Source organism: Agrobacterium sp. RC10-4-1, from assembly GCF_014138475.1.
Taxonomy (GTDB): domain Bacteria; phylum Pseudomonadota; class Alphaproteobacteria; order Rhizobiales; family Rhizobiaceae; genus Agrobacterium; species Agrobacterium pusense.
Map to the genome: position 1 here is coordinate 306,199 of NZ_JACJIT010000006.1, position 23,110 is coordinate 329,308.

21 protein-coding genes are annotated in these 23,110 nt (G+C 59.1%); 8 read left to right on the top strand and 13 right to left on the bottom strand.

Annotation, left to right across the window (positions count from 1 at the left end; genetic code table 11):
* Window positions 1-21: 21 nt before the first annotated feature.
* From uxuA to FHW77_RS18475, 7 genes are all read right to left on the bottom strand, one after another.
* Window positions 22-1,230: a mannonate dehydratase gene (gene uxuA, locus FHW77_RS18445; protein ID WP_044459882.1), complete on the bottom strand. Its 1,209-nt coding sequence runs from the start codon at window positions 1,228-1,230 to the stop codon at window positions 22-24.
* Window positions 1,227-2,294 (bottom strand): L-idonate 5-dehydrogenase, encoded by a 1,068-nt coding sequence (locus tag FHW77_RS18450; protein ID WP_044459949.1) that lies wholly within the window; start codon window positions 2,292-2,294, stop codon window positions 1,227-1,229. The genes uxuA and FHW77_RS18450 overlap by 4 nt, the downstream gene beginning before the upstream one ends.
* 69 nt (window positions 2,295-2,363) lie before the next feature.
* Window positions 2,364-3,770, bottom strand: coding sequence for a TRAP transporter large permease (locus tag FHW77_RS18455; protein WP_064263023.1), 1,407 nt, complete (start codon window positions 3,768-3,770; stop codon window positions 2,364-2,366).
* A 4-nt stretch (window positions 3,771-3,774) separates the two neighbouring features.
* Window positions 3,775-4,347 (bottom strand): TRAP transporter small permease, encoded by a 573-nt coding sequence (locus tag FHW77_RS18460; RefSeq protein WP_064263022.1) that lies wholly within the window; start codon window positions 4,345-4,347, stop codon window positions 3,775-3,777.
* A gap of 60 nt (window positions 4,348-4,407) precedes the next feature.
* Window positions 4,408-5,382, bottom strand: coding sequence for a sialic acid TRAP transporter substrate-binding protein SiaP (locus FHW77_RS18465; protein ID WP_111814034.1), 975 nt, complete (start codon window positions 5,380-5,382; stop codon window positions 4,408-4,410).
* Window positions 5,383-5,444: 62 nt separating this feature from the next.
* Window positions 5,445-6,161: a FadR/GntR family transcriptional regulator gene (locus FHW77_RS18470; protein ID WP_111814032.1), complete on the bottom strand. Its 717-nt coding sequence runs from the start codon at window positions 6,159-6,161 to the stop codon at window positions 5,445-5,447.
* A gap of 368 nt (window positions 6,162-6,529) precedes the next feature.
* Window positions 6,530-7,216, bottom strand: a complete 687-nt coding sequence (locus tag FHW77_RS18475) for an HAD family hydrolase (protein WP_044459884.1) — start codon at window positions 7,214-7,216, stop codon at window positions 6,530-6,532.
* Between the two features lie 405 nt (window positions 7,217-7,621).
* On the opposite strand from FHW77_RS18475, the gene minC reads away from it, so the two are divergent.
* Genes minC through minE form a run of 3 tightly spaced genes read left to right on the top strand, consistent with a single transcriptional unit; the run spans window position 7,622 to window position 9,458 of the window.
* A complete protein-coding gene (gene minC / locus FHW77_RS18480; protein ID WP_044459886.1) occupies window positions 7,622-8,350 on the top strand; it encodes a septum site-determining protein MinC in 729 nt (242 codons plus the stop codon).
* Between the two features lie 35 nt (window positions 8,351-8,385).
* Window positions 8,386-9,201: a septum site-determining protein MinD gene (gene minD, locus FHW77_RS18485; protein WP_004438810.1), complete on the top strand. Its 816-nt coding sequence runs from the start codon at window positions 8,386-8,388 to the stop codon at window positions 9,199-9,201.
* Complete coding sequence (gene minE / locus FHW77_RS18490) at window positions 9,198-9,458, top strand: cell division topological specificity factor MinE (RefSeq protein ID WP_004438814.1); 261 nt, start codon at window positions 9,198-9,200, stop codon at window positions 9,456-9,458. The genes minD and minE overlap by 4 nt, the downstream gene beginning before the upstream one ends.
* A 38-nt stretch (window positions 9,459-9,496) precedes the next feature.
* Here minE and FHW77_RS18495 read toward each other — a convergent pair whose 3' ends face one another.
* From FHW77_RS18495 to FHW77_RS18505, 3 genes are all read right to left on the bottom strand, one after another.
* The gene (locus FHW77_RS18495; RefSeq protein ID WP_111814028.1) at window positions 9,497-10,399 is read right to left on the bottom strand and encodes an amino acid ABC transporter substrate-binding protein; all 903 of its coding nucleotides are present in this window, start codon (window positions 10,397-10,399) and stop codon (window positions 9,497-9,499) included.
* 69 nt (window positions 10,400-10,468) lie between these two features.
* Window positions 10,469-11,362 carry an amino acid ABC transporter substrate-binding protein gene (locus FHW77_RS18500; RefSeq protein ID WP_044459888.1) on the bottom strand — a complete coding sequence of 298 codons (894 nt, stop codon included), beginning with the start codon at window positions 11,360-11,362 and terminating at the stop codon, window positions 10,469-10,471.
* A 29-nt stretch (window positions 11,363-11,391) separates the two neighbouring features.
* The gene (locus tag FHW77_RS18505) at window positions 11,392-13,734 is read right to left on the bottom strand and encodes an EAL domain-containing protein (protein WP_182590644.1); all 2,343 of its coding nucleotides are present in this window, start codon (window positions 13,732-13,734) and stop codon (window positions 11,392-11,394) included.
* A 301-nt stretch (window positions 13,735-14,035) separates the two neighbouring features.
* Between FHW77_RS18505 and FHW77_RS18510 the strand changes: the two genes are divergently transcribed.
* Entirely contained in the window at window positions 14,036-15,394 is a 1,359-nt protein-coding gene (locus FHW77_RS18510) for an amidase (protein WP_044459890.1), read from the top strand.
* A 133-nt stretch (window positions 15,395-15,527) separates the two neighbouring features.
* Here the strand turns inward: FHW77_RS18510 and FHW77_RS18515 are convergent, their stop codons facing one another.
* The 3 genes from FHW77_RS18515 to FHW77_RS18525 are packed head-to-tail and all read right to left on the bottom strand — an operon-like array spanning window position 15,528 to window position 18,538.
* Window positions 15,528-16,169 (bottom strand): ThuA domain-containing protein, encoded by a 642-nt coding sequence (locus FHW77_RS18515; protein ID WP_004438834.1) that lies wholly within the window; start codon window positions 16,167-16,169, stop codon window positions 15,528-15,530.
* A gap of 17 nt (window positions 16,170-16,186) precedes the next feature.
* A complete protein-coding gene (locus FHW77_RS18520) occupies window positions 16,187-17,287 on the bottom strand; it encodes a Gfo/Idh/MocA family protein (protein ID WP_044459891.1) in 1,101 nt (366 codons plus the stop codon).
* 51 nt (window positions 17,288-17,338) lie between these two features.
* Window positions 17,339-18,538 (bottom strand): ROK family transcriptional regulator, encoded by a 1,200-nt coding sequence (locus tag FHW77_RS18525; RefSeq protein WP_004438840.1) that lies wholly within the window; start codon window positions 18,536-18,538, stop codon window positions 17,339-17,341.
* A 196-nt stretch (window positions 18,539-18,734) separates the two neighbouring features.
* On the opposite strand from FHW77_RS18525, the gene FHW77_RS18530 reads away from it, so the two are divergent.
* The 4 genes from FHW77_RS18530 (at window position 18,735) to FHW77_RS18545 (ending at window position 22,974) form a co-directional block, all read left to right on the top strand.
* Entirely contained in the window at window positions 18,735-20,036 is a 1,302-nt protein-coding gene (locus FHW77_RS18530; RefSeq protein WP_034498157.1) for an extracellular solute-binding protein, read from the top strand.
* Window positions 20,037-20,103: 67 nt separating this feature from the next.
* The gene (locus FHW77_RS18535; RefSeq protein WP_004438845.1) at window positions 20,104-21,042 is read left to right on the top strand and encodes a carbohydrate ABC transporter permease; all 939 of its coding nucleotides are present in this window, start codon (window positions 20,104-20,106) and stop codon (window positions 21,040-21,042) included.
* Window positions 21,035-21,883, top strand: a complete 849-nt coding sequence (locus FHW77_RS18540; protein ID WP_004438848.1) for a carbohydrate ABC transporter permease — start codon at window positions 21,035-21,037, stop codon at window positions 21,881-21,883. The genes FHW77_RS18535 and FHW77_RS18540 overlap by 8 nt, the downstream gene beginning before the upstream one ends.
* A gap of 17 nt (window positions 21,884-21,900) precedes the next feature.
* Window positions 21,901-22,974, top strand: a complete 1,074-nt coding sequence (locus tag FHW77_RS18545) for an ABC transporter ATP-binding protein (RefSeq protein ID WP_044459892.1) — start codon at window positions 21,901-21,903, stop codon at window positions 22,972-22,974.
* The last annotated feature ends 136 nt before the right edge of the window (window positions 22,975-23,110 follow it).

Here is a 23,110-nt window from a genome sequence, read left to right on the forward strand (position 1 = left end):
CCCCTGCGGTCAGATTTCCGATTAGCCATTCCCATTCGCGAGACCGAAGTGGCTGTGTGACAGCGTACGCTCGATGCCGCGCAGCTCAGCCAGCCCCTTCAATCGCCCAATGGCGGGGTAACCGGGCTGGGCGCCGCGCGTGAGGTCGTCGAGAATTTCCTGCCCGTGATCCGGCCGCATCGGAATGGTGTGGTCTTCACGGCCCTCCGCTCGCCGACGGGCTTCTTCGGTGATGAGGGCGGCAATGACGGCGACCATGTCGGTTCCGCCTTCCAGATGTTCGTCCTCGAAGAAGGAGCAGGGCACGGTGTCCGTGTCGCGCGTCACGTTGCGCAGATGCACGAAATGGATTCGATCTGCAAAACGGCTGGCGATAAAGGGCAGGTCGTTATCCGCGCGCGCACCGAGAGAGCCGGTGCAGAGCGTGACGCCGTTGGCGCGGCTGTCGACCTGCGACAGCATATGGGCGTAATCCGCCTCCGTTGAGAGAATACGCGGCAGGCCGAGAAGCGGCCAGGGCGGATCATCGCCATGGGCGCAGATGTTGATGCCGACGTTTTCGGCAACCGGCGTCACCTCGGAGAGAAAGTCGATCAGGTTCTGCTGCAGCCTTTCGCGATTAACGCCATGGTAGGAACGCAGCTTTTCGATGAGTTCCGGCAGGGTATAACCATCTGCCGAGCCGGGCAGGCCAGCGCCGATATTGCGCGATAGCGCGACGATTTTTGTGTCGGGCATCTCGGTGAATCGCTTTGCCGCATCCTCCAGCAACCAGTCAGGATAATCCCGCGTCGCGTCCGGGCGCTTGAGAATGTGAATATCAAAGGCAGCGAAATCGGTAAGGTCGAAGCGCATCGCTTTCGCGCCGTGTTTCGTTTCCCAGCGCAGGTCGGTGCGGGTCCAGTCCAGCACGGGCATGAAGTTGTAACAGACGGTGCGGATGCCTGACGCCGAGAGGCGGCGCAGCGTTTCCTGCCAGTTGGCGATATGGGTTTTCCAGTCGCCCGTCTGGGTCTTGATGTCCTCGGAGACGGGCACGCTTTCCACCACGTCCCAATAAAGCCCGCCGGCCTTGATGGCCTCATGCCGCCTGGTTATTTCGTCCACCGGCCAGACATCGCCGGTGGCTATGTGGTGCAACGCGCTGACAATGCCTTCAGCGCCCGCCTGAGCCGCATCCTGAACCGTGACCTTGTCGACCGGACCGAACCAGCGCCATGTATGTCTCATCTTTCGTCCTCAAAAATTCCGTCTGCGGAAAAAGTCAGTTGCACCTTACAGGCGGTGGAGCGGTCTCCGGCCTGCTCGAATGCGGCCTTCGCCTCATCGAGCGGGAAGCTGTGGGAAATGATCGGCCGCACATCGATCTTGCGCGTTGAGATCAGCCCGGCGGCAATGGCGAATTCATCATGAAAGCGCTGCGAACCGCGCCAGAGAATTTCTTTGCCCACCAGCGCATTGAGCGGAATGGTGATGTCACCGGTTACGCCCACCTGTACGATGGTGCCGCGCGGGCGCACGCAGGCAAAGGCGGTGCGGAGCGCGGGGGCTGCCGCGGAGCAATCGAAAATGACGTCGAAATAACCCTTGTCATCCTGGTAGGGCAAAAGCGCCTCGGCGTCCTTTGCGACATTGATCGTGCGGTCCGCACCCATGGCTGGTGCGCGTTCCAGCGCCGCATCGGTCAGATCGGTTGCAACGATGATACTTGCGCCCGCATGGCGGGCGGCGGCGATGGTCAAGAGGCCGATTGGGCCGGCTCCCGTCACCAGCACCTTAGCGCCGGTGAGATCGCCAGCCTGGGCGACGGCATGCAGACAGACTGCAAGCGGCTCGGTGCAGGCCGCTTCAGCAGCTGAGGTATCGGCTGGAAATGGCGCACATTGTTTGGCCGGAACCACCAGCCGGTCGCGGAACATGCCCTGTTCGTGCGGCAGGCGCATGGCGCTGCCCATGAAGCGCATGTCGAGGCAATGGATCGGCTGGCCCTTCAGGCAGAACTGGCAATGGCCGCAGGGTTGCGAGGGATTGACGGCGACGAGCTGGCCGATGGCGAGCCCGCTGACGCCTTCCCCCAGCGCCCGCACATGGCCGGATGCCTCATGCCCGGAGATGATCGGTTCGCGCACCCTGACCGGACCAAAACCGCCATCCTGATAATAATGAAGATCGGAGCCGCAGATGCCGCCCGCTGCCATTGCGAGCACCACCTCGCCGGGTCCCGGCTCAGCGAGATCCTCTGTTTCGACGCGAATGTCCTTTTCGCCGTATAGACGTGCCACGCGTGTCTGCATGACCATGCCCTCATGTCTTGATATGGAATGATGACCCCGCGCGGCGAACCGCGCGGGCAGGGTGCCTCGTCAGCGGATCAGGCCCATCTCGGTCGGCAGCCACAGGGTGATTGCCGGAATGAAGGTGATCAGCAACAGCGCGACGAACAGAGGCACCAGCCATGGCAGGATCGCGATGGTCGTGCGTTCGACGGAGAGTTTCGCCACGCGCGAGAGCACGAACAGCACCATGCCGAGCGGCGGATGCAGCAGACCGATCATCAGGTTGAGCGTGATGATGAGGCCGAAATGCACCGGATCGATATGAAACTGCAGCACGAGCGGCAGAAGGATCGGCACGAGGATCGTGATGGCGGCAATGGTATCGAGGAAGCAGCCCACGAACAGCATCAGCAGATTGACCAGCACCAGGAAAATCCACTTGCTGTCCGTGATCGTCAGGATCGCCGCCGACAGAAGCTGCGCTGCCTGGCTGACCGTCAGAAGCCATGCGAAAACCGAGGCCGCCGCGACAATGAAGAGCACCGATGCGGTGGTTTCGATCGTGTCAAAGGTCGATTTCGCCAGCGTCTTGAAGGTCATCGTGCGATAGCGGACGAGGCCGAGGAACAGTGACCAGAGAACGGCCGCGACGGCTGCCTCCGTCGGTGTGAACCAGCCCATGGTCATGCCGCCGATCAGGATCACGGGCGTCATCAGCGCCATCACGGCTGAGAAGTCGAAATACCAGTCGCAGGCGAGCAGGATGATCAGCACGATCAGGATCGACAGGTTGAGGGAAAGACCAAGCGCCGTGAGGATATAGATGCCGAGCGGCACCATCATCACCACGAAGACTTCAATCGATGCGCCGAAGATCGTTCTGAGGCTGAACGGTGTATCGGAGCCCCAGCCCTTGATATAGGCGAAGACCGCAACCGTGATCATCATCAGAAGCGTCATGACGACGCCGGGAATGATGCCGGCCATGAACAATGCTCCGATGGAGACATTGGCCATCATGCCGTAGATGACGAAGGGCAGCGATGGCGGGAAGATCGGGCCGAGCGTTGCGGAGGCGGCGGTGACGCCGACGGCCGCTTCGACTGGATACCCGTGGTCCTTCATGGCCTTGATCTCGATGGTGCCGATACCGGCCGCATCGGCAAGCGCGGTCCCCGACATGCCGGAAAAGATCACCGAACCGATGATGTTGACCTGGGCGAGACCACCCTTCATCCAGCCGACGAGTGCCACCGCGAAGGAATAGATTCGTCCCGTCACGCCGGCCGTGTTCATGAGATTACCGGCAAGGATGAAAAATGGCACGGCCAACAGCGGGAAGCTTTCCACACCCGCGATCAGGCGCTGCGCCGCTATGATATCGGGCGCGACATTATAAAACACGATGTAGAGCAGAGAAGCCGAGGCCATGGAAATGGCGACCGGCAGGCCGATCACCATCAGGAGAAGAAAGGAGCCGATGAGAAGCAGCATGTGATCAATCCCCCGCGCTCTGGAATTCTTCGGGCCGCTCCAGAACGGAATAACCGCGCTGCATATTGGCGATGAAGACCTGTACCGACCGGAAGAACATCAGAACGAAAGCGGCCAGAACCGTATAAAAGACGATGTTGCGCGGCAGGGCGACGGTGACCATCTCCTCATCCGCGACGATTTCCATGTAGCGCCACATCAGCCAAGAGGTGTAGGCGAAGAACAGAATCCGCAGCACATCGACGAGGATCGACATGGCGCGGGCCACCTGCGGCGGCACGTAGTGATAAAGCACATCCACCTGGATGTGGCGCGACATGCGCACGCACATGACCGAACCTAAAAAGACGACGCCGATCAGGCAGTTGACGGCGATTTCTTCCGTCCAGGCGTAGCTGTCGTTGAGCACGTAGCGGGTGAAGAACTGAAGGAACACGCAGCCCGTCATCAGCCAGAAGAGGCCGAGGGTGACCCAGTCTTCGAATGAATAGACCTTGAGATCGACCTCCGGCGGCGCCTCGTCGAACGTATGGGCGAGTTCCTCAGGCGTGACCTGAGTATGAATTTCCTGCGACATTGAGATATCCCGTCTGGAGAGAAAGGGCGGTGCGGCAAGGGAGCCGCACCGGATCTTGCTTCACTTGACGGCGCGAATGGCTTCCCAGTCGGCCTTGTCGTAACCGAAGTCCTCAAACTTCACTTTTTCGAGGACGTTCTTCTCGAAGTCGGCCTTGTCGACTTCGGCGACGGTCAGGCCGCGCTTCTTGAAGTCCTCGACGAGGCTTTTCTCGCGGCCTTCGATGGTCTTGGTGGTGCGCTCGGCAGCCTGCTGCATGATTTCGGTAAAGATTTTCTTGTCTTCATCTGACAGCTTGGACCACAGGTTCTTCGATATCACTGTATTGAGGTGGTCGACGATGTGGCCTGTCAGGACGATGTTCTTTTGCACTTCGAAGAACTTCTTCGCCTCGATGGTGGTGAGCGGGTTTTCCTGCGCATCGACGGTGCCGTTCTGCAGCGCCAGATAGACTTCCGCAAATGCAATCGGGGTCGTGTTGGCGCCGCAGGCGCGCGGCATGGCGAGGTAGGCCGGAACATCAGGGACGCGCATTTTCAGCCCGCCCATGTCGGCGCAGGTGGCAATCGGCTTGTTCGATGTTGTGTGGCGTGTGCCGTAATAGCTGACGGCAGCGATATGGTTGCCGGTCTTGTCTTCGTAACCCTTCGCGAGCCGCTTGAAGATATCGCTTTTGGTATAGGCGATCAGATGGCTCGGATCGCGGAAGATGTAAGGGAAATAGGTGACGCCGATCGGCTTGAAGTCACGCGCGGCGAAGCTCGACCCGGAAATGATGATATCAACGGTGCCGATCTTCAGGCCCTGATTGATATCGGCTTCCTTGCCGAGCTGTGAGGCCGGAAAGACATCGATCTTGTAGCGGCCATCGGTTCGCTTGGCGATCTCTTCCGCAGCCCAGACCGAATCCGTATGGAACGGCTCTGAGGTTTCGTAGACATGTGCCCATTTCAGTGCGGTCTGCGCCTGCGCCGCAAGCGCCGAGAGCAGGATGGCCGCTGTTGCGCCCATCAAAGTCGACAATCTGATTTTCATTCTTAACTCCTCCCGAATTAAAGCCAGATTTCCGTTTTTCCCGTCGCCGGTTGCGGCGGCGGTTATTCTTCTCCGAGCGTTTCCTCCCCGAAACTTTCGGAAAATCTCTTCTGCGACAGCGTCAGATGCTGCCGCATCGCCTCCCGGGCACCTTCCGGATCGTTCGCGGCAATGGCGTCGCGGATGACCCGGTGTTCCTGCACGGCGAGGTTCCAGGTGTGCGGACCTTCGAAATAGCTGGCAAGCTTTTCGAAAAAGGGTGACAGGCTGCGCTCGTCATAGATCAGGCCGGTAAAGCGGTTGAGCGCCGAGTTGCCGATGATGTCGGCGATGGCGGTGTGAAAGGCCCGGTCGAGATTGAGCGCCTGCGGTGAATTGTCGAGTGCGCCGGCCATGCTCTCGATGATGTCATCAAGTTTGACGATGCATTCCGGCGTGGCGAGCCGTGCGGCTTCCTCCGCGATAGCGCTTTCGATGATGCAACGCGCCTGCAGGATTTCGAAAGGCCCATGCGCATCCGGCACTGTTGGCTTTTCTTTCCCCTGTTTGCCGGTTGCGTTTACATAGACGCCCGAACCCATGCGAATATGGATATGGCCTTCCACTTCAAGAACGATAAGCGCTTCCCGCACCGTGGGGCGTGATACGCCGAAGCGTTCCGCAAGGTCGCGTTCGGCCGGCAGGCGCTGACCGTCCGTCAGTTCCCCGCTTTCGATGAGCAAGCGAATTTGTTCCGCAACCAGCCGGTAAAGGCGGCGCGGCTCAAGAGCCACAAACATGATGTCCTCCCAGCGCGAAAGTCGCCCCCAATCGCGCAAGCGGTAAGATTGTCTTACCAATTTCATTAGGGCGCATTTGGGCGACGCTGTCAATTAGACGTTAATGAAAAATATACGGAGGTCGTCAGGAGGCTCAGCGGAGCAGTATTGTCACGCTCCCAGGGGCTCTGGCTCCCGGGGGTTCTGCCATTTCCTCATTCTGGCCGCGAGCTGGCCGGGCAGCCGGATTCCTTGGGTGGAGAACGACGGCAAAGTCGCAAACTTTGCCTCTCTCAATGTTTTGGATGATGTCGGGGCGCGATGGCTTGCCAGCAGCTCGCGACATCGGCTGGCAAGCGATGGCTTCCTTCCCTTTGAGGGCAGGCTTTTCAGCTCCTGCCCGTCGCCAGCTTCAGGCCGCCTTTGCCGTCGATAATTACATTCACCTCACCATAGCCGCCAATGGAAAGGTGTGGCGTTTCGATAGGATGCGAATGGGTGGCGTTGATGACCACCACTGACGCCCCCATGTTTTCCCCCGCCTGGATGCCGGCGGGGGCGTCCTCGAAGACGATGCAGTCTTGCGGTGATACGCCGAGCTTTTCGGCCGCTTTTCGATAGCCTTCAGGATCGGGTTTGCCGTTCACCACGTCTTCCGCACAGATCATGACAGGCGGCGGTGCAATGCCCGCCGCAGCGAGCCGGCGTTCAGCCAGTTCGCGTACGGCCGACGTCACGATAGCCCACTTGCCCGCCGGCAGCGACTGCAGGAAAGCGCCGGCGCCCGGTATCTGAACAATGCCATCCACATCATCCATCTCTGCACGAAGGATCATTTCGGCCTGCTCATCCACGTCGAGACCCGGAATGGCCTCACGGCGGATAACTTCCGAGGCTCGCATGCCGTGAATGCGCTGCAGGAAGGCATTCGGCTCGATGCCATTCGCCACTGCCCACTCCCGCCATACGCGCTCGACGACGGCGATCGAATTGACGAGTGTGCCATCCATGTCGAACAGGAAGGCCGCAAACTGTTGCGAAAAAATCTGGTTTTGCGGCGGGACTCTGCTGTGCATCTCATTCTTCCGTTGAACTGTCGGCCTCGCCTGTCTCTACAGTATTGTCAGGCATAACGGAATCGTTTTTCAGCCACCAAGGGCCGATGGTCATCTGCCGCGGGTGGGGGATGTTGTCCCGGAATCGGACGCGGTCAGACTCACGCGAGTCGAGGTCGTCGGCAGGCAGGGCGGCGGTGAACAGAGCCACACCGGGAGTCAGCCTGCAGCAAGGATGCGCTGTTATCCTTTGTCTTCATATGTCAGGGAATGGCCAGATTCAAAGGGATAACAGATGTTCTAGAAGGTTCTGCATGAGAGTTTCGAACGCGGAATTTTCTTAACGATTTCCCTCTCTTGAGGGTAGCGTTAACCATTTGTTAACCATATTCGAGGTACCTAATTGTCAACGATTTGTTTACCAAGATGACCAAAGTGCTAACAGACCAGCGTTCCATCCGCATCAAAGGCCGCTCCTTCCTCGCAGTCGTCCTGTCCCCCGAAGCTCCGGTCGATCAATGGCTGGAAAGGCTCGATGATCTCGCGGCGCGTTCGGCGGGCTTCTTCCTGTCGCGGCCGGTGGTCCTCGATGTTTCGGAACTGTCGCTCGACAAGGCGGGTCTGAAGGACCTGCTGGCGGCGCTCAGGGAGCGCAATGTCGGCATCATGGGCATCGAGGGCGTTCGTCCCTCGATGATCGAGCCGGGCATGCCCCCATCGCTGAAGGGCGGAAAGCCGGCTTCCGATGTCGAGGTCGAGCCGGTCGCCGTGGTTGCCGAATTGCCGGAGGAGAAGCCCCGTACATTGGGTGAAATCCGCGCCGTCGTGCAGTCGCTCGTCATCAACGAGCCCGTGCGCTCCGGCCAGTCGATCATGTTTCCCGAAGGTGACGTGACCGTCATCGGCTCGGTCGCCTCGGGAGCGGAGATCATCGCTGGCGGTTCGATCCATGTTTATGGCGCGCTGCGCGGGCGGGCCATGGCCGGTTCGCTCGGCAATGTCTCTGCGCGCATCTTCTGCCGCAAGCTGGAGGCCGAGCTTCTGGCAATCGACGGCGTCTACAAGGTGGCTGAGGACATTGACGACAAGCTGCGCGGGCAACCCGTTCAGCTCTGGCTGGAAGACGATACGATCAAGGCCGCAAAACTCGGCTGATAACAGATAAACACGCACGAACAGGAGAGAGCCGTATGGGGAAGGTAGTCGTTGTAACTTCCGGCAAGGGCGGGGTCGGCAAGACCACCTCGACCGCAGCGCTTGGCGCCGCATTGGCGCAGAATAAAGAGAAGGTCGTAGTCGTCGATTTCGATGTCGGTCTGCGCAACCTCGATCTCGTCATGGGTGCTGAACGCCGCGTGGTCTACGATCTCGTCAACGTTATTCAGGGCGATGCCAAGCTGACGCAGGCGCTGATCCGCGACAAGCGCCTGGAGACGCTGTTCCTGCTGCCCGCCTCGCAGACGCGGGACAAGGACAATCTGACGCCGGAAGGTGTCGAATGGGTCATCAACGAGTTGAAGAAGCACTTCGACTGGGTGATCTGCGACAGCCCCGCCGGAATCGAACGCGGCGCGACGCTGGCCATGCGCCATGCGGATGTGGCTGTGGTCGTTACCAATCCTGAAGTCTCCTCGGTGCGCGACAGCGACCGCATCATCGGCCTGCTCGATTCAAAGACGCTGAAGGCCGAGCGCGGCGAGCGCATGGAAAAACACCTTCTCATTACCCGCTATGATTCTGCGCGTGCGGAGCGGGGTGATATGCTGAAGGTCGACGACGTTCTCGAAATCCTGTCGATCCCGTTGATTGGCATCATTCCCGAGAGTTCGGACGTGCTGCGCGCCTCCAACGTCGGTGCGCCGGTCACGCTCGCAGATGCCCGTTGCGCGCCGGCCATGGCCTATTTCGACGCTGCCCGCCGCCTGTCGGGGGAAGATATTCCGGTGGTCATTCCGGGCGAAAAGCGTGGCATCTTCTCCAAGATCTTCGCAAGGAGGGCTGCATGAGTCTCTTCAATCTTTTTCGCAAACAGAAGTCGGCACCGCTTGCGCGTGAGCGCCTGCAAGTGCTGCTCGCCCATGAGCGGGCCTCATCGGGCTCTGATCTTGTCGCCATCCTGCGGGAAGAAATTCTAGGCGTCATTGCCAAGCATGTACAGATCGACGGCGACCGTGTGCACGTGAAGATGGATCGCGACGAACATTTCTCGATTCTCGAGATCGACGTCGAAATTCCGCTGGGCGCAGATCTCCGCGCCGCGTGACATAGGCATGAAAGACGCCGCCCCAACCGGGCGGCGTTTTATTGCGCGGTCGTATCCACGGGGTTTCGAAACGCGTCAGCGAGATCGTCCGGAAGCGGGCGCTGAAGGTTCATCCCGTTCGGCGGGATCGGAGCGTTGAACCATTTCTCGTAGATTTTGTCGATTTCACCGCTCGCATAGATTTCACCCAGGGCCTCGTTGACGGCATCTCTGAAACCGGTATCGCCGTGGCGAAGCATCAGGCCGTAGGGTTGGGGTGGCGCAAGATATTCATTTGAAATTGCGTAATCCTCAGGCCTGCCTGTTTCTGCGACGAAGGATCGCAGAAGAATATCGTCCATGACGAAAGCCGAAGCACGGTTTTCCGTCACCATCTCGAAACCGCCTTCGGTGCTGTCATTTTGCAGCACGGCGATGTTCAGCCCCAGTTTGCGATTGAGCACGTTCAACTGGCTGATATTAATGGTTCCCGTCGTTACCACCACGGTACGCCCGGCAAGATCCGCGACGGTATTCAGGCCGCTCGATTTCAGCGCCACGTATCGCGTACCGGTGATGAAGTGGCTGTAGGAGAACCATACGGCCTTGCGCCGTTCTTCCGTGTTCGTGCTCGCCACACATTCCATGTCGATCGTGCCGTCATTGAGAAGCGTGATCCGATTGCTGGGCGTGCGTTTGACAAAGTCGACCTTCAGTCCCGGCAGATCCAGTTTTTCCCTGATGGAATCCACCACCTTGAGGCAAAGCTCGATGCTGTAGCCGATCGGCTCCGGGCCGGTGCCGAGATACGAAAAGGGGATATTGCGATCGGCATAACCCAGCCGGATGACACCGGTTCTAGCAATGGTCTCGAGTGTCGGCGGCTGCACTTCCTGCCCGGCCGCATGAGTGGATAAAAGGCTAAAAATTCCTAATGCAAACCATAATGTCGATCTCTGCATCGCGCATCTCCAGCTAAAGTATCTGTCGAAACGTGTTTTCATGAAAATGGAGGCGGGGGTGCGAGCACCTTAATCCCGATATTCTTTCGGTTGTTCGTAGGCCTGTCTCAGAGCTGCTGCCATCGGCAGGTTCAGATTCATGCCGTTTGGCGGAATGGGTCTGGTGAACCATTTTTCATAGAGATCATGAATGGCGGGGCCAGTGAAAATCCGTTTCAGGCTGTCGTTGACGACCGCCTTGAAGGCCGGGTCGTCGCGACGGAAGACCAGCCCATAGGGTTCGGGTGCGCTCAGCGTCTCCTCGGAAAGCGCATAAAGATCCGGATTTTCAGATGTCGCCGCCAGCGCCGCCAGCAGGATACCATCCATCACGAAAGCCGAAGCCTTGCCGGAAACGACGAGGGCGAAGGCTTCCTCGTTGGTTTTCGTCGGCATGACGGAGATATTGAGGTTCTTCTCACGGTTCACGGCATTGAGCTGCTCAATATTGACGGTTCCGGAGGCGGATGTGACTGACCTGCCTGCCAGATCGGCGAGGCTTTTCAGATTGTCCTGCTTGCGCGAGAGAAACTGTGTTGCCGTCATGAAATTCGGATAGGAAAAATCCACGATCCTGCGACGGTCGCTATTATTGGTGGTGGCTGCGCATTCGATATCGATCTGACCGCCGCGGACAAGGATGAAGCGGGTGGCGGGCGTGGCCTTGACATATTCGACGTCGAGCTTGTCGAGTTTCAGGGACTTGCGAATGTCCTCGCTGATCGTCTTGCAGAGATCGGTTGAGAAACCGGTCACCTCTCCGTTCGGCAGCTGATAGGAAAAGGGGGGTTCAGCCTCACGATAGCCGATGCGGATTTTTGCGGTCCTGGCGATCTGCTGAAGCGTGTCGCCTTCACCGGCAGCCTGCAGCGGGGTGAGGGGGGCAAAGCATGTGAGGAAAAGGCAATAGACTGCAATACGCATTTATGTCCTCTTGGCCGGCGGCCGGTTTCTCAAATCGCTTTTTGTGAAGGGCAATAGGTGTCCTGTGTCGGTCGTCCGGCATCGTGGCCCGTCTGCGCGGCTCGATCGGCGATTTCGGTTTTTCCCACTTGGACGATGACCGCACGGTTTTTTAGAACCTGCGCAAGCGGTGCAGGCTCGGCGAAATAATAGCCCTGGGCCTCGTCGCATCCGGAAAGTTTGAGCACCTCGACCTGCTCCACGTTTTCCACCCCCTCGGCGGTCACCTTCAGGCCGATCTGTTCGGCCATGTCGATAACGGTGTTGACGATAGCCGAACACATGGGATTGGCCGGAAGGCCGGAAACGAATTCGCGGTCGATCTTGATCTTGTCGAAGGCGACGTGGGTGAGCGTGCTGAGCCCCGCATAACCGGTGCCGAAATCATCAAGCGCCAGGCGGACGCCTCTATCCTTCAGCATTTTTAGGACGCGCGTGCTGCTGTCGCGCTCAAGCATGGCCGTTTCCGTCACTTCCAGCTCAAGTCGCTCCGCCGGGAACCCGGATGCTTCAAGCGCCCGGTCCACAATGGGGACGATATCGTCATTGCAAAGCTGAACGGCGGATAGGTTGACGGCAAGTCTGATATCCTTCGGCCAGGTCATTGCATCCATGCAGGCCTGCGCCAAAACCCACTCGCCCAACGGCCTGATGAAGTTGTTTTCTTCCGCAAGCGCGATGAAGCGGTCAGGAGAGATCAGGCCAAGCTTGCTGTGGCGCCAGCGGGCAAGCGCTTCGTAGGCGACGATGCGGCCGCTCTGCAGATTGACCACGGGTTGGTAATGCAGCTCGAACTCATGGTTTTCAAGGGCGGATTTCATGTCTATTTCCAGCGCGTGCTTGTGCTGTGCAGCCATGTCCATGCCTGGCTCATAGAAGACGAAATAGCCGCAGCCCATGGATTTCGCCCGGTAAAGGCCGAGATCGGCATGCTGCAGCAGCTGCGTGGCCGATGTGCCATGACCGGGCGCACAGGCGATGCCGATGCTGGTATCGATGCTGATGTCGCTGCCTTCGAGCGCGAAACTGCGAGACACGGCATGCACGACCCGCGCTGCCAGCATCGCCGCATCGCTCTCAAAGTCGCCGCTTGTCGACTGTATGATCGCGAATTCATCGCCGCCCAGGCGGCTCACCATGTCGTTTTCTCCGAGGACGGAGGAGATTCGCGAAGCGACAGCCACCAACAGGGCGTCGCCGGCCGCGTGCCCGAGCGTGTCGTTAACGGCCTTGAAACGGTCGAGGTCCAGCAGCATGACATTGAACAGCTGGCCGGACGCGGAGAGATGCTCAAGGCGATTTTCCAGCGTCTTCATCAGCAGCACCCGGTTTGGAAGCCCGGTCAGCGCATCGTGATGGGCCATGTGCTCCATTTGCTGCGCCATGTCGCGTATCTGCCGCAGGCGTCCGCGTTCCAGAACGGCTTCGCGCAGCATCTCGATGGCGGTTGCCATGTCGCCGATTTCATCCCGTCGATCCTGAAAGGGGGTTGCGACATCGGTTTCCTCGCGGGCGATCCGCAGGGTCGCCTGCACCAGCGCCGGTACGGGTTTCAGGAAATGCCGCGCGATGACCGTTACCAGAACACCTGTCACGGTCAGCACCACGATCAGCGCGATGAGCGAATTGTAGATCAGTTTGCGCTGCGCACCATAAAGCGCATCCGAACCACCGATGCTGACGGCGACCGCGCCGATCGGCTTTTTCGTCTCCGTACTGATGATCGGCAGCAGGCCGATATAGTGGCTGGAGTCGCCTATGGTTGCAAACCCCGTCGCGAAGCGCGCCGCCACGGCATCTCTGGCGAAGATCGGGTCGGTAGCGAGCGGTTTTTCATCATCGTCTGTGGCGTTGTCGAAAGCGGCTGCGATCTGCCTGAAACCGGAATCGGCGTCATCATAGCGGAATAGCCAGACGGCATTTTTCGTCTGGGCGCCGATGAGCGCGAGAACATCGCTTGGATTGAAGCCCGTAACGAGAATGGATTCATCGTCGCCGATAGGCTTGTCGGTCAAAATGCCGTTGACCTGGCCATCGGCATCCGCCGTGACGCTGACATAGGTGTAGATGCTTCGAAGGGTGGCGCTGGCAATCTGGGAGTTGACGCGGGCCTGATTGAGCCACTGTTCGCTGGCGGCGGCAACGAACATGTACCAGCCCACAAGCGCGCCGATGCTGTAGGCGAAGATCACCCCACCCAGGAAAATCAGGGTTATCTTGCTGGCGAGCGAGCGCCGCCGCGACGACCGGCCCTTTTCCGGCGGCGTCGTTGAGCGAAGCATGTGGCCGGGCTCTACCTGTCTATCCATCCCCCGATAGGCAGTCTCTTCCATTCGCGATAGTCCCCCGCGATGTCGCGTTATGATTGTTTTATGGAATTTTTATAGGGCATGCACTTCAATGGTGTCTGCTAAATAATTCAACAAAGTTTAGATGCGATTAAGAATTAATCCGTCTTTTTACAGTCGCTGCTTATATAAGCGGTCTGTCTTTGCACTTCAGGTTGAGAAATAGACTCTGGCAGCAAGTTCCAGTGACGGCAACGGCCGTCCGGGAAAATCCCGCGACCGGCCTTGCCAAGCCTTGCATAAACGGCATGTTGGGCATGATACGCCGATTTTAGGGAATTTCGTCATGGCTCACAGGGGCAAGAACATCGCGCAGCTTTCCGCTCTCATCCAGGGTGGCCACCTTGATCCGCGCGCCCTGGTGGAAGAGACAGTCGATGCGATCCGTCAGGAGGCCGATCAGGCCATTTTCATAGGGCTGACGGCGGAGCGGGCCGCCGCCGAAGCGGAGGCCGCATCGACACGAATTCGCGAAGGCCGTTCCCGCGGGCTTCTCGACGGCATTCCCGTGGCCTGGAAGGATCTTTTTGATCTGGAGGGAACGGTGACCACGGCCGGATCGACCGTGCTTGCGGATGATGAGCCTGCGTCGCGGGACGCTGATGTGGTGACCGCGCTGAAACAGGCCGGCATGATCTGCATCGGCCGAACGAATATGAGCGAGTTTGCATTTTCCGGTCTTGGCATCAATCCGCATTACGGCACGCCGCGCAATCCCCTTTCCACGGATGGACACCGTCTGCCCGGCGGTTCCTCCTCCGGTGCGGGCGTGGCCGTGGCGGCCGGTCTGGTGCCGGTGGCGATCGGCACGGATACGGGCGGATCGGTCCGCATTCCCGCCGCTTTCAATGGCGTGGTAGGCTACAAGGCCAGTCGCGGCCGTTATTCGATGCGCGGCGTATATCCATTGGCGAAGAGTCTCGATTCGCTCGGGCCCCTCACCCGCACGGTTCAGGATGCGGTCTGGGTGGATGCCGCCATGCGGGGTAGGACTGCCGCCGATGTGCAGCGCGTGCCACTTTCCAGCCTCTCGCTTGTTGTGCCCGAGACCGTATTTTTCGACGGAATCGAGGACGAAGTCGCGGCCGCTTTCGAGCAGGCGGTGGACCGTCTTGTCCGCGCCGGTGCCTCGGTGCGACGACAGGCATTCCCGATTTTTTCGGAACTGTTCGACCTTATCAAGGAAAAGGGTGCGCTGGTGACCGCGGAGGCCTTTGCCCTGCACAAAACCCGGCTGGAAGGTGCTGATGCCGCGCGCATGGACCCGCGCGTTGTCGCACGAACGAAGCTGGGGGCCAATATTTCAGTGCCGGATTACATAGCCATCATCGATGCGCGTGAACGCATGACTGCGGCGTTTTCGGGAATGATCGGGAAAGGCGAACTGCTGATGTCGCCGACATTGCCGCATGTTGCGGCCAGGGTCGCGCCGCTTCTCCAAAATGACGATGCTTTTTTCGCCATGAATGCAAAAACCCTGCGCAACACGCAGATCGGCAACTTCTTCGATCTCTGCGGTGTTTCGATCCCCTGTGGAACGGGTGACGCAGGCATGCCGGTCGGTTTGCTGCTTTCAGGCCTAGACGGTACGGATGACCATGTGCTGGGGGCGGCGATGGCGACGGAAGAAATCGTTCGGGCTTGAGATGTTCATCTTCTCGGCTTGTCGGGAACGTGGAACCTATCCCCCGATATCCTCTGGCCTGTCCCGAGGATTTGCTGCCGATCCTCGGCGCGAGGCCGAGGATGACGTTGCGAGGGAGAGGCTGCCGATAACCTCAACGCGCCGCCCAGTTGGCGCCGCGGCGAAACATGGTCTTCATCTGCGGCACGGAAAATTCCTTGGCCTGATGTCCGAGCGCCGAATAAAAAACGCGGCCCTTGCCGTATTTGCGTTTCCACACCACCGGCATCACCACGCCGTCGATCCACCAAGCGTGATCACCGGTGAACGTCGTTGTCGCCAGAACCTCGTTGGAGGGGTCGACATGCATGTAATATTGCTCTGACGTATAGGGAAAATCGGAAATCCCCTCCATCAGCGGATCGTCAGGGCGGGTGATGTTGACCGTGTAGTCAATGATATTTCCGGGATGGGCGACCCATTGCCCGCCGATCATGAACTGGTATTCCACGCATTCGCGAAAACTGTCGCCCGCGCCACCATGAAAGCCGGCGATGCCGACGCCGTTTTCAACAGCCGCCGTCAGGTTCTTGATTTCTTCCTTCTCGATCTTTGACATGGTGACAATAGGCACAACGAGGCTGAGATCATGCACCGACGGATCGGCGAAAGCCTCGGTGCTGTGCTCGACATAGACCTTGAAACCGTCCTCCTCCAGAATGTCCTTGACGATGGTGGCGCATTCCTGCGGCTCGTGGCCGCTCCAGCCGCCCCAGACGATGAGTGCTTCGCGCATTTATTTCCTCCTCGGGATTATTTGCCGAGCTGGCCGTCGACCAGCGATGTTTCAAGGGGAGCAGGACGTTCCGCCTTGGTGGTGATGGAAACGGTCGTGCCGCTATCTGACGCCGTCTGGAAGGCTTCCATGACTTCCAGCACGTGGAGGGCAAGATCGCCATTGGCGCGGTGCGGACGGTTCTCGCGGATGGCGTAGGCCATGTCGGCGACGCCAATCGAACGGTAATTTCCGTCTGCATAGGGCGAAGACAGGGTCTGCGGCGCGAACTGTCCGCCCTTCTTCAACAATTGCACCTCGCCGCCAAAATGGTTGGGGTCGGGGACGATCAGCGTACCTTCCGTGCCGTAGAGTTCCAGCGGCACATGTTTGTGGCCGGCGACATCAAAGCTCATGCCCACCTGCACAACGGCGCCATTCTCGAAGGCCAGCACGCCGGACACATGGGTGGCGACATGAACGGGGATCTTTTCGCCGTTCTTTGGCTCACTTGTAATGAGGCGTTCGTTGCGGGGGGCAATGGCAAAACCCGCCACCCTGGCGACCGGGCCAAACAGGTTGACGAGATCGGTGATGTAATAGGGTCCCATATCCAGCATCGGCCCGCCACCAACCTCATAATAGAAGGCTGGGTTGGGGTGCCAGCGTTCATGGCCGGGGCACATGAAGGTGGCGGTGCCGCCCACGGGCTGGCCAAGCACACCCTCGTCGATCAACCGGCGCGCTGTCTGGTGCCCGCCGCCGAGGAAGGTGTCCGGAGCCGAACCGATGCGCAGGCTCTTTGCCTTTGCCGCGTCCGCAAGGCGTTTGCCTTCGGCGAAATTGATGCCCAACGGTTTTTCCGAATAGGCGTGCTTGCCGGCGTCCAGCGCGCGCAGACCCACTTCTACATGCGCCTTGGGGATCGTCAGGTTGACGATGATCTCCACCGAGGGATCGGCGAGAAGTGCGTCGATGCTTTTCGCCTGGAGGCCGAATTCGTCGGCGCGGGCCTTTGCCGCCTGCTCGTTCATATCCGCAAGACCGCGAATGTCGAGAATGGGAAACGAAGCCATGGCCTTGAGATAGGCGCTGGAAATGTTGCCGCAGCCGATGATGCCGATGCCGACTTTGTTCATAAAATCCTCCCGTAAATCAGAAATGCCTTGGCCTGTGCTCACCCCTGCGGGTTAGAGCGCTGGCCCGGTCGTGTTCCATGGCGATTCGTAAAGTTCGTAAAGCGCAACGGCCGCGGCCCCCTGCGCCCACAATTCGTCGCTTGCAACATCGAAAACCAGTTCCGCCACACCGGCCAGAGATGGCGGCACGGCGGCGTTGTAGCTGTTGCGAATGCTGGCGATGAAAGGTTCGCCAAGTTCGAGGCTGGAGCCGGTAATGATGACCCGTGGTGGCGCAAACAGCGTGACGATATTGGCTAGTGTCAGGCCGAGGGCGGCACCGGCTCGCAAGGCGGCCGTAATGAGGTCGTGATCTTCGGCCGCAATCAGCGCATGAGCATGTTGCATGCCACGGCCGAGCCGGATCGCTTCGGCAAAACGCCCATCCGCCGGGCGGGAGCCCAAAATCGCGTTTTCACCGGCCTGGCTCGCCAGCCGCACCGTGCCTTCATTGGCAAGGCCGATCACGAGGTCACCCAGATTGTGGCTGAGACCGCCCGCGCCACGGAAGAGCTGGTTCTGGTGCAGCACGCCAAGGCCGAGCGTCTGTTCCAGCGAAATCAGCACCATGTCTTCGAGATCGCGCGCATGGCCGAACCAGTGATGGGCAAGCGTGATCGCGTGGGCGTCACTTTCTATAATGGTCGGCGAATTCAGCCGTGCCGTCATTTCCTCAGCGAAATTAACATTCACTTCCCGCAAAATCGGGCTGCTTCGAATCTTGCCGGTGCGATGTTCGATGACGCCGGGCAGGCCGAGGCAGACCATGTCCACATCCTCAAGCGATAGACCCGCATCGACGACGCAACGTCTTACGCCGTCCTCCACGAGATCGGCGATGACGCCTATGGGCTGGCGGTCTACCCGGATCGGCAAGGCAAGCGTGGAGAGTACATTGCCGCAAAAATCGGTGACGACAAAGACCATGCGGTTTGCGGCAATCTTGGCGCCCACAACGCGGGCGGCATCCGGGTTCAGCTCCAGCATCACACGCGGCCTGCCGCGCCCACCTTCGGTGCGGATATCGCCCAGGTGCCGGGTCAGGATGAGCCCGTCATCCAAAAGTGAGGCGGTAATGGCGGAAACGGTCGTGGTGGAAAGCTGGGTGCGTTCGCTGATCTCAACGCGGGAAATGGGCCCATGTCGGCGGATGCTGTCCAGCACGCTCAGCCTGTTGATCGCGCGCATTAGTTCGGGGTCTGCGGTCTTCATGGGGTCCTGCTGCGATCAATGCCGGTTCGAGAAGCGATTTACGTCGGGTTGCGGATTAAATAACGGTGTAGGGGAGGGGTGTGTCAAGCTGTTCGCGCAAAAAATCGGCATAGTGCCTTGACATTGGGCGAGGGCTAATGTGAATTAATCCGCATTGGGGAATAAATGAGGAAATCCCCGAGGGAGGATCACCATCATGACGATTTGGCACGCAGGCGCAAGCCTGAGCGGCAGGCTGACAGGCTTTGCCGCAACGACAAGCATTGCTCTCATGCTCGGCGCAGCAAGCGCCTCGGCCGCGACGGTCGTTAAATGGATGCATGTTGAGCTGGACCCGAAATCCGTGGCTGTCTGGGAAGAAATTGCCAAGGAATACGAGGCCAAGCACCCCGATGTGGATGTTCAGCTGCAGTTCCTCGAAAACGAAGCCTTCAAGGCAAAATTGCCGACCTTGCTGCAATCGAACGATGTTCCGGACTTCTTTTATAGCTGGGGTGGTGGCGTTCTTGAGGAACAGTCCAAAACCGGTGCGCTGAAGGATCTGACCGAGGTTTTCGATGCCGATGGCGGCAAGCTGCGCCAGGCCTATAACGCATCCGCAATTGACGGCCTGTCTTTCGACGGCAAGGTCTGGGCCGTACCTTATCGTGTCAGCCTCGTCAGCTTCTTCTATAACAAGGAGCTTTTCGCCAAGGCCGGTGTGAAGGCCGAAGACATCAAGACCTGGGCGGACTTCAGCGCGACGGTGAAGAAGATCAAAGACGCCGGCATCGTGCCGATTGCAGGTGGCGGCGGTGAGAAATGGCCGATCCACTTCTACTGGAGCTATCTCGTGATGCGCAATGGCGGCCAGGCCGTGTTTGACGCAGCCCGCAAGGGTGAAGGCGAAGGCTTTATGGATCCGGCGATTATCAAGGCGGGTGAGCAACTGGCCGAGTTCGGCAAGCTCGAACCCTTCCAGCCGGGGTATCTTGGTGCAACCTGGCCACAGGCACTGGGCGTCTTTGGCGATGGCAAGGCCGCAATCATTCTCGGCTTTGACAATACCGAAGCGAACCAGCGCAAGAATGCCGGCGACGGCAAGGGGTTGGCCCCTGAAAATATCGGTCGCTTCGCTTTCCCAGTTGTCGAAGGCGGCGCAGGCAAGGCTACCGACACTCTGGGCGGCCTGAACGGCTGGGCGCTCACCAAGAACGCCTCCAAGGAGGCTGTCGATTTCGCCACCTTCCTGACCAGCAAGGAAAGCGAAGAGAAAATGGCGACCGCCGGTATGATCCTGCCGGTTGCCACAGGGGCTGCCGGTGCGGTGAAGAACCCGCTGCTGGCGGATTCCGCCAAGCAGCTGGCTGCTTCCACCTGGCACCAGAACTTCTTCGACCAGACGCTCGGCGCTGCCGTCGGTCGTGTCGTCAACGATATCTCGGTTGAGATCGTTTCCGGCCAGATGACTGCCGAAGAGGGTGCCCAGCAGATTCAGGACGCATTCGAACTGCGCTGATCTGGTTTCCATGGCGGCGCCGCGAATGTGCGGCGCTGCTTATCTGCCTCCATGAAAGCGGATAGAGATGACGGATATTTCCATGACTTCTGCGTCCATACCGGCGCGCGGCGCGGCAAAGGCCAGGCGCAAGCAAAGTTCGGTCGCGCATGACCGGGCATTGACCCTTCTGGTCTTCCTGCCGCCCGCACTTTTGCTCTTTACCCTGTTTGTCATCCTGCCCATGGGCGAGGCGGCGTGGTACAGCCTTTACCGCTGGAACGGCTACGGCACGCCGACCGATTTTGTCGGCCTGAAGAATTTCCAGGTGCTTTTCGGCAATGCCGCATTCTCGCAGGCCCTGATCAATAACGGCCTCATCATCCTCATTTCGATCCTGATCCAGATTCCGCTGGCCATCTGGCTCGCCATGATGCTGGCGCACCGCATTCCCGGTGTCGTCGCTTTCCGGCTGGTATTCTTCCTGCCTTATGTTTTGGCTGACGTCGCGGCGGGTCTGATCTGGCGTTTCGTTTATGATGGCGATTATGGCCTGTTTGCCGCCATTTCCAATTTCTTCGGTTTCGCCAATCCCTATGTGCTGGCTGACAAGGATGTGGCGATCTATGCCGTGCTCGGCGTCATCGTCTGGAAATATTTCGGTTTCCACATGATGCTGTTCATCGCCGGCCTTCAATCCGTCGACAAGAACGTGTTGGAAGCGGCCGAAATCGACGGCGCGTCCGGCTGGCAGAAATTCCGTTACGTTACGCTGCCGATGCTCGGCTCCACGGTTCGCCTTTCCGTCTTCTTCGCAGTGATAGGCTCGCTGCAGCTGTTCGATATGATCATGCCGCTGACCGGCGGCGGTCCGTCCAACTCCACGCAGACCATGGTCACCTTCCTCTACACCTACGGCGTCATGCGCATGCAGGTCGGGCTTGGCAGTGCGGTTGGCGTCGTTCTCTTCGTCATCTGCGTGACGCTCGCCTTCGGTTACAAAAGGATTTTCATGCGCCATGACTGACACATCCACTTCCGTCCGCATGCCGCTGCAAACCAAGCTTTATCTCTATATTTCATTGAGCCTGATTGCAGCCATCGTGCTCATCCCGCTTCTCACGACGGCGCTCGGTGGCTTCAAGACGCTGGGAGACCTGCGCGTTAACCCGTTCGGAATTCCGGCCGAATGGCAATGGGCCAATTACGGCGATATCCTCTTCGGCAAACGCTACTGGCTGCAGATTTTCAATTCGCTCGTCATCGCACTGCTGACGGTGTTCCTGACGCTGACAGTTTCGGCCATGGCGGCCTTCACTTTCGCGCATGTGAAGTTCTTTGGCTCGTCTTTCCTGCTCAATTATTTCTTGCTCGGGCTGATGTTCCCGGCGGCCACAGCCATTCTGCCGCTCTTCATCCGCATTCGCGATCTTGGCCTGCTCGATACCTATTGGGGCGTGGTGCTGCCGCAGGTGGCCTTCGGGCTGGGCATGAGCATTCTCCTGTTCCGCAATTACTTCCGTAATCTGCCCGACGAGCTGTTTCAGGCGGCCTTTGTGGATGGCTGCGGCTATCTGCGCTTTTTCTGGCATATTTCCGTGCCGCTTTCGCGGCCGATCGTGGCGACCGTTGGCATCGTTTCCTTTGTCGGCAGCTGGAACAGCTACATCCTGCCGCTGATCATGCTGAATTCGGAATCGAAATATCCCTGGCCGCTCGGCATCATGGTCTATCGCGGTGAGTTCGGCACGGAATGGCAGCTTGTTCTTGCTTTCATCACGCTGACGATCCTGCCGACCGTCATCGTCTTCTTCCTCGCACAGAAACACATCATCGCGGGCCTGACGGCCGGTGCCGTCAAATCGTGACGTGAAAGGAGCAAAATATGGCTTCCGTCGAACTTAGAGAGATCCGCAAGTCCTATGCCGCGCTCGATGTCATTCACGGCATATCGCTCGATATTGCTGATGGAGAATTCATCGCGCTGGTCGGCCCTTCCGGTTGCGGCAAATCCACCCTACTGCGCATGATCGCCGGGCTGGAAGAAATCACCGATGGCGATATTCTCATCGGCGACAAGGTGGTCAATGGCATGACCCCGCGTGAGCGCAACATCGCGATGGTGTTCCAGTCCTACGCGCTTTACCCGCATATGACGGTGGCTGAAAATATGGGCTTCAATCTGAAGCTTGCCGGCCAGCCGAAAAACGTCATTGAAGAGCGTGTTACGGAAGCTGCCCGTATGCTTGATCTCGGCAAGCTTCTGGACCGCAAACCCTCGCAGCTTTCCGGCGGTCAGCGCCAGCGTGTCGCCATGGGTCGCGCTGTCGTTCGCAACCCCGCCGTCTTCCTGTTCGACGAGCCGCTTTCCAACCTGGATGCCAAGCTGCGCGTGCAGATGCGCAGCGAAATCAAGGCGCTGCACCAGAAGGTCGGCACGACCTCCATCTATGTGACCCATGACCAGATCGAGGCTATGACTCTGGCCGACCGGGTCGTGGTGCTCAATCACGGCCGCATCGAGCAGCAGGGCACACCGCTTGAGCTTTACAAGACGCCGGCAAATCTCTTCGTCGCCGCCTTCATCGGTTCGCCCGCGATGAACCTCATAGAAGGCGTGGTGGATGGCGAGGGTGACCAGCCCGCCGCCCGGCTGAAGGACGGAACCGCGATCCGCATTGCCGCCTCCCGCAAGGTCAAGCGCGGCCAGCCCGTGACGATCGGGCTTCGCCCCGAACATATCGGTTCCGCGATTGGGGGAGATATCTCGCTTACCGGCAGAACGGTGCTGGTGGAGCCAACCGGCGCGCAGACCCATGTGGTCTTCGAATTGGCGGGCGATCAAGTCACGGCACTGGTGGATGGTGAGCAGCCGGTGAAGGTCAACACGCCCTTTGCCGCCACCGTGCACCATGAGCGCGTGCACGTCTTCGACAGGGCGAGCGGACTGGCGCTTTAAGTGCCCAGATGTTCTTGATGAAATGCTGAAATTCTCTTGCCCCTTCGCTTTTGGGGCTTGTCTGAAAATCACGAGCGGTTAGCTTGGCGATTGGGAACAAAGCGGGGTTACCGCGTAACTGTATCGATGCAGGAGG

Excerpts from the sequence above, each read along its gene's own strand:
- uxuA (WP_044459882.1), bottom strand. The coding sequence starts at position 1,230 with ATGAGACATACATGGCGCTGGTTCGGTCCGGTCGACAAGGTCACGGTT.
- FHW77_RS18450 (WP_044459949.1), bottom strand. The coding sequence starts at position 2,294 with ATGCAGACACGCGTGGCACGTCTATACGGCGAAAAGGACATTCGCGTC.
- FHW77_RS18455 (WP_064263023.1), bottom strand. The coding sequence starts at position 3,770 with ATGCTGCTTCTCATCGGCTCCTTTCTTCTCCTGATGGTGATCGGCCTG.
- FHW77_RS18460 (WP_064263022.1), bottom strand. The coding sequence starts at position 4,347 with ATGTCGCAGGAAATTCATACTCAGGTCACGCCTGAGGAACTCGCCCAT.
- FHW77_RS18465 (WP_111814034.1), bottom strand. The coding sequence starts at position 5,382 with ATGAAAATCAGATTGTCGACTTTGATGGGCGCAACAGCGGCCATCCTG.
- FHW77_RS18470 (WP_111814032.1), bottom strand. The coding sequence starts at position 6,161 with ATGTTTGTGGCTCTTGAGCCGCGCCGCCTTTACCGGCTGGTTGCGGAA.
- FHW77_RS18475 (WP_044459884.1), bottom strand. The coding sequence starts at position 7,216 with ATGCACAGCAGAGTCCCGCCGCAAAACCAGATTTTTTCGCAACAGTTT.
- minC (WP_044459886.1), top strand. The coding sequence starts at position 7,622 with ATGACCAAAGTGCTAACAGACCAGCGTTCCATCCGCATCAAAGGCCGC.
- minD (WP_004438810.1), top strand. The coding sequence starts at position 8,386 with ATGGGGAAGGTAGTCGTTGTAACTTCCGGCAAGGGCGGGGTCGGCAAG.
- minE (WP_004438814.1), top strand. The coding sequence starts at position 9,198 with ATGAGTCTCTTCAATCTTTTTCGCAAACAGAAGTCGGCACCGCTTGCG.
- FHW77_RS18495 (WP_111814028.1), bottom strand. The coding sequence starts at position 10,399 with ATGCAGAGATCGACATTATGGTTTGCATTAGGAATTTTTAGCCTTTTA.
- FHW77_RS18500 (WP_044459888.1), bottom strand. The coding sequence starts at position 11,362 with ATGCGTATTGCAGTCTATTGCCTTTTCCTCACATGCTTTGCCCCCCTC.
- FHW77_RS18505 (WP_182590644.1), bottom strand. The coding sequence starts at position 13,734 with ATGGAAGAGACTGCCTATCGGGGGATGGATAGACAGGTAGAGCCCGGC.
- FHW77_RS18510 (WP_044459890.1), top strand. The coding sequence starts at position 14,036 with ATGGCTCACAGGGGCAAGAACATCGCGCAGCTTTCCGCTCTCATCCAG.
- FHW77_RS18515 (WP_004438834.1), bottom strand. The coding sequence starts at position 16,169 with ATGCGCGAAGCACTCATCGTCTGGGGCGGCTGGAGCGGCCACGAGCCG.
- FHW77_RS18520 (WP_044459891.1), bottom strand. The coding sequence starts at position 17,287 with ATGAACAAAGTCGGCATCGGCATCATCGGCTGCGGCAACATTTCCAGC.
- FHW77_RS18525 (WP_004438840.1), bottom strand. The coding sequence starts at position 18,538 with ATGAAGACCGCAGACCCCGAACTAATGCGCGCGATCAACAGGCTGAGC.
- FHW77_RS18530 (WP_034498157.1), top strand. The coding sequence starts at position 18,735 with ATGACGATTTGGCACGCAGGCGCAAGCCTGAGCGGCAGGCTGACAGGC.
- FHW77_RS18535 (WP_004438845.1), top strand. The coding sequence starts at position 20,104 with ATGACGGATATTTCCATGACTTCTGCGTCCATACCGGCGCGCGGCGCG.
- FHW77_RS18540 (WP_004438848.1), top strand. The coding sequence starts at position 21,035 with ATGACTGACACATCCACTTCCGTCCGCATGCCGCTGCAAACCAAGCTT.
- FHW77_RS18545 (WP_044459892.1), top strand. The coding sequence starts at position 21,901 with ATGGCTTCCGTCGAACTTAGAGAGATCCGCAAGTCCTATGCCGCGCTC.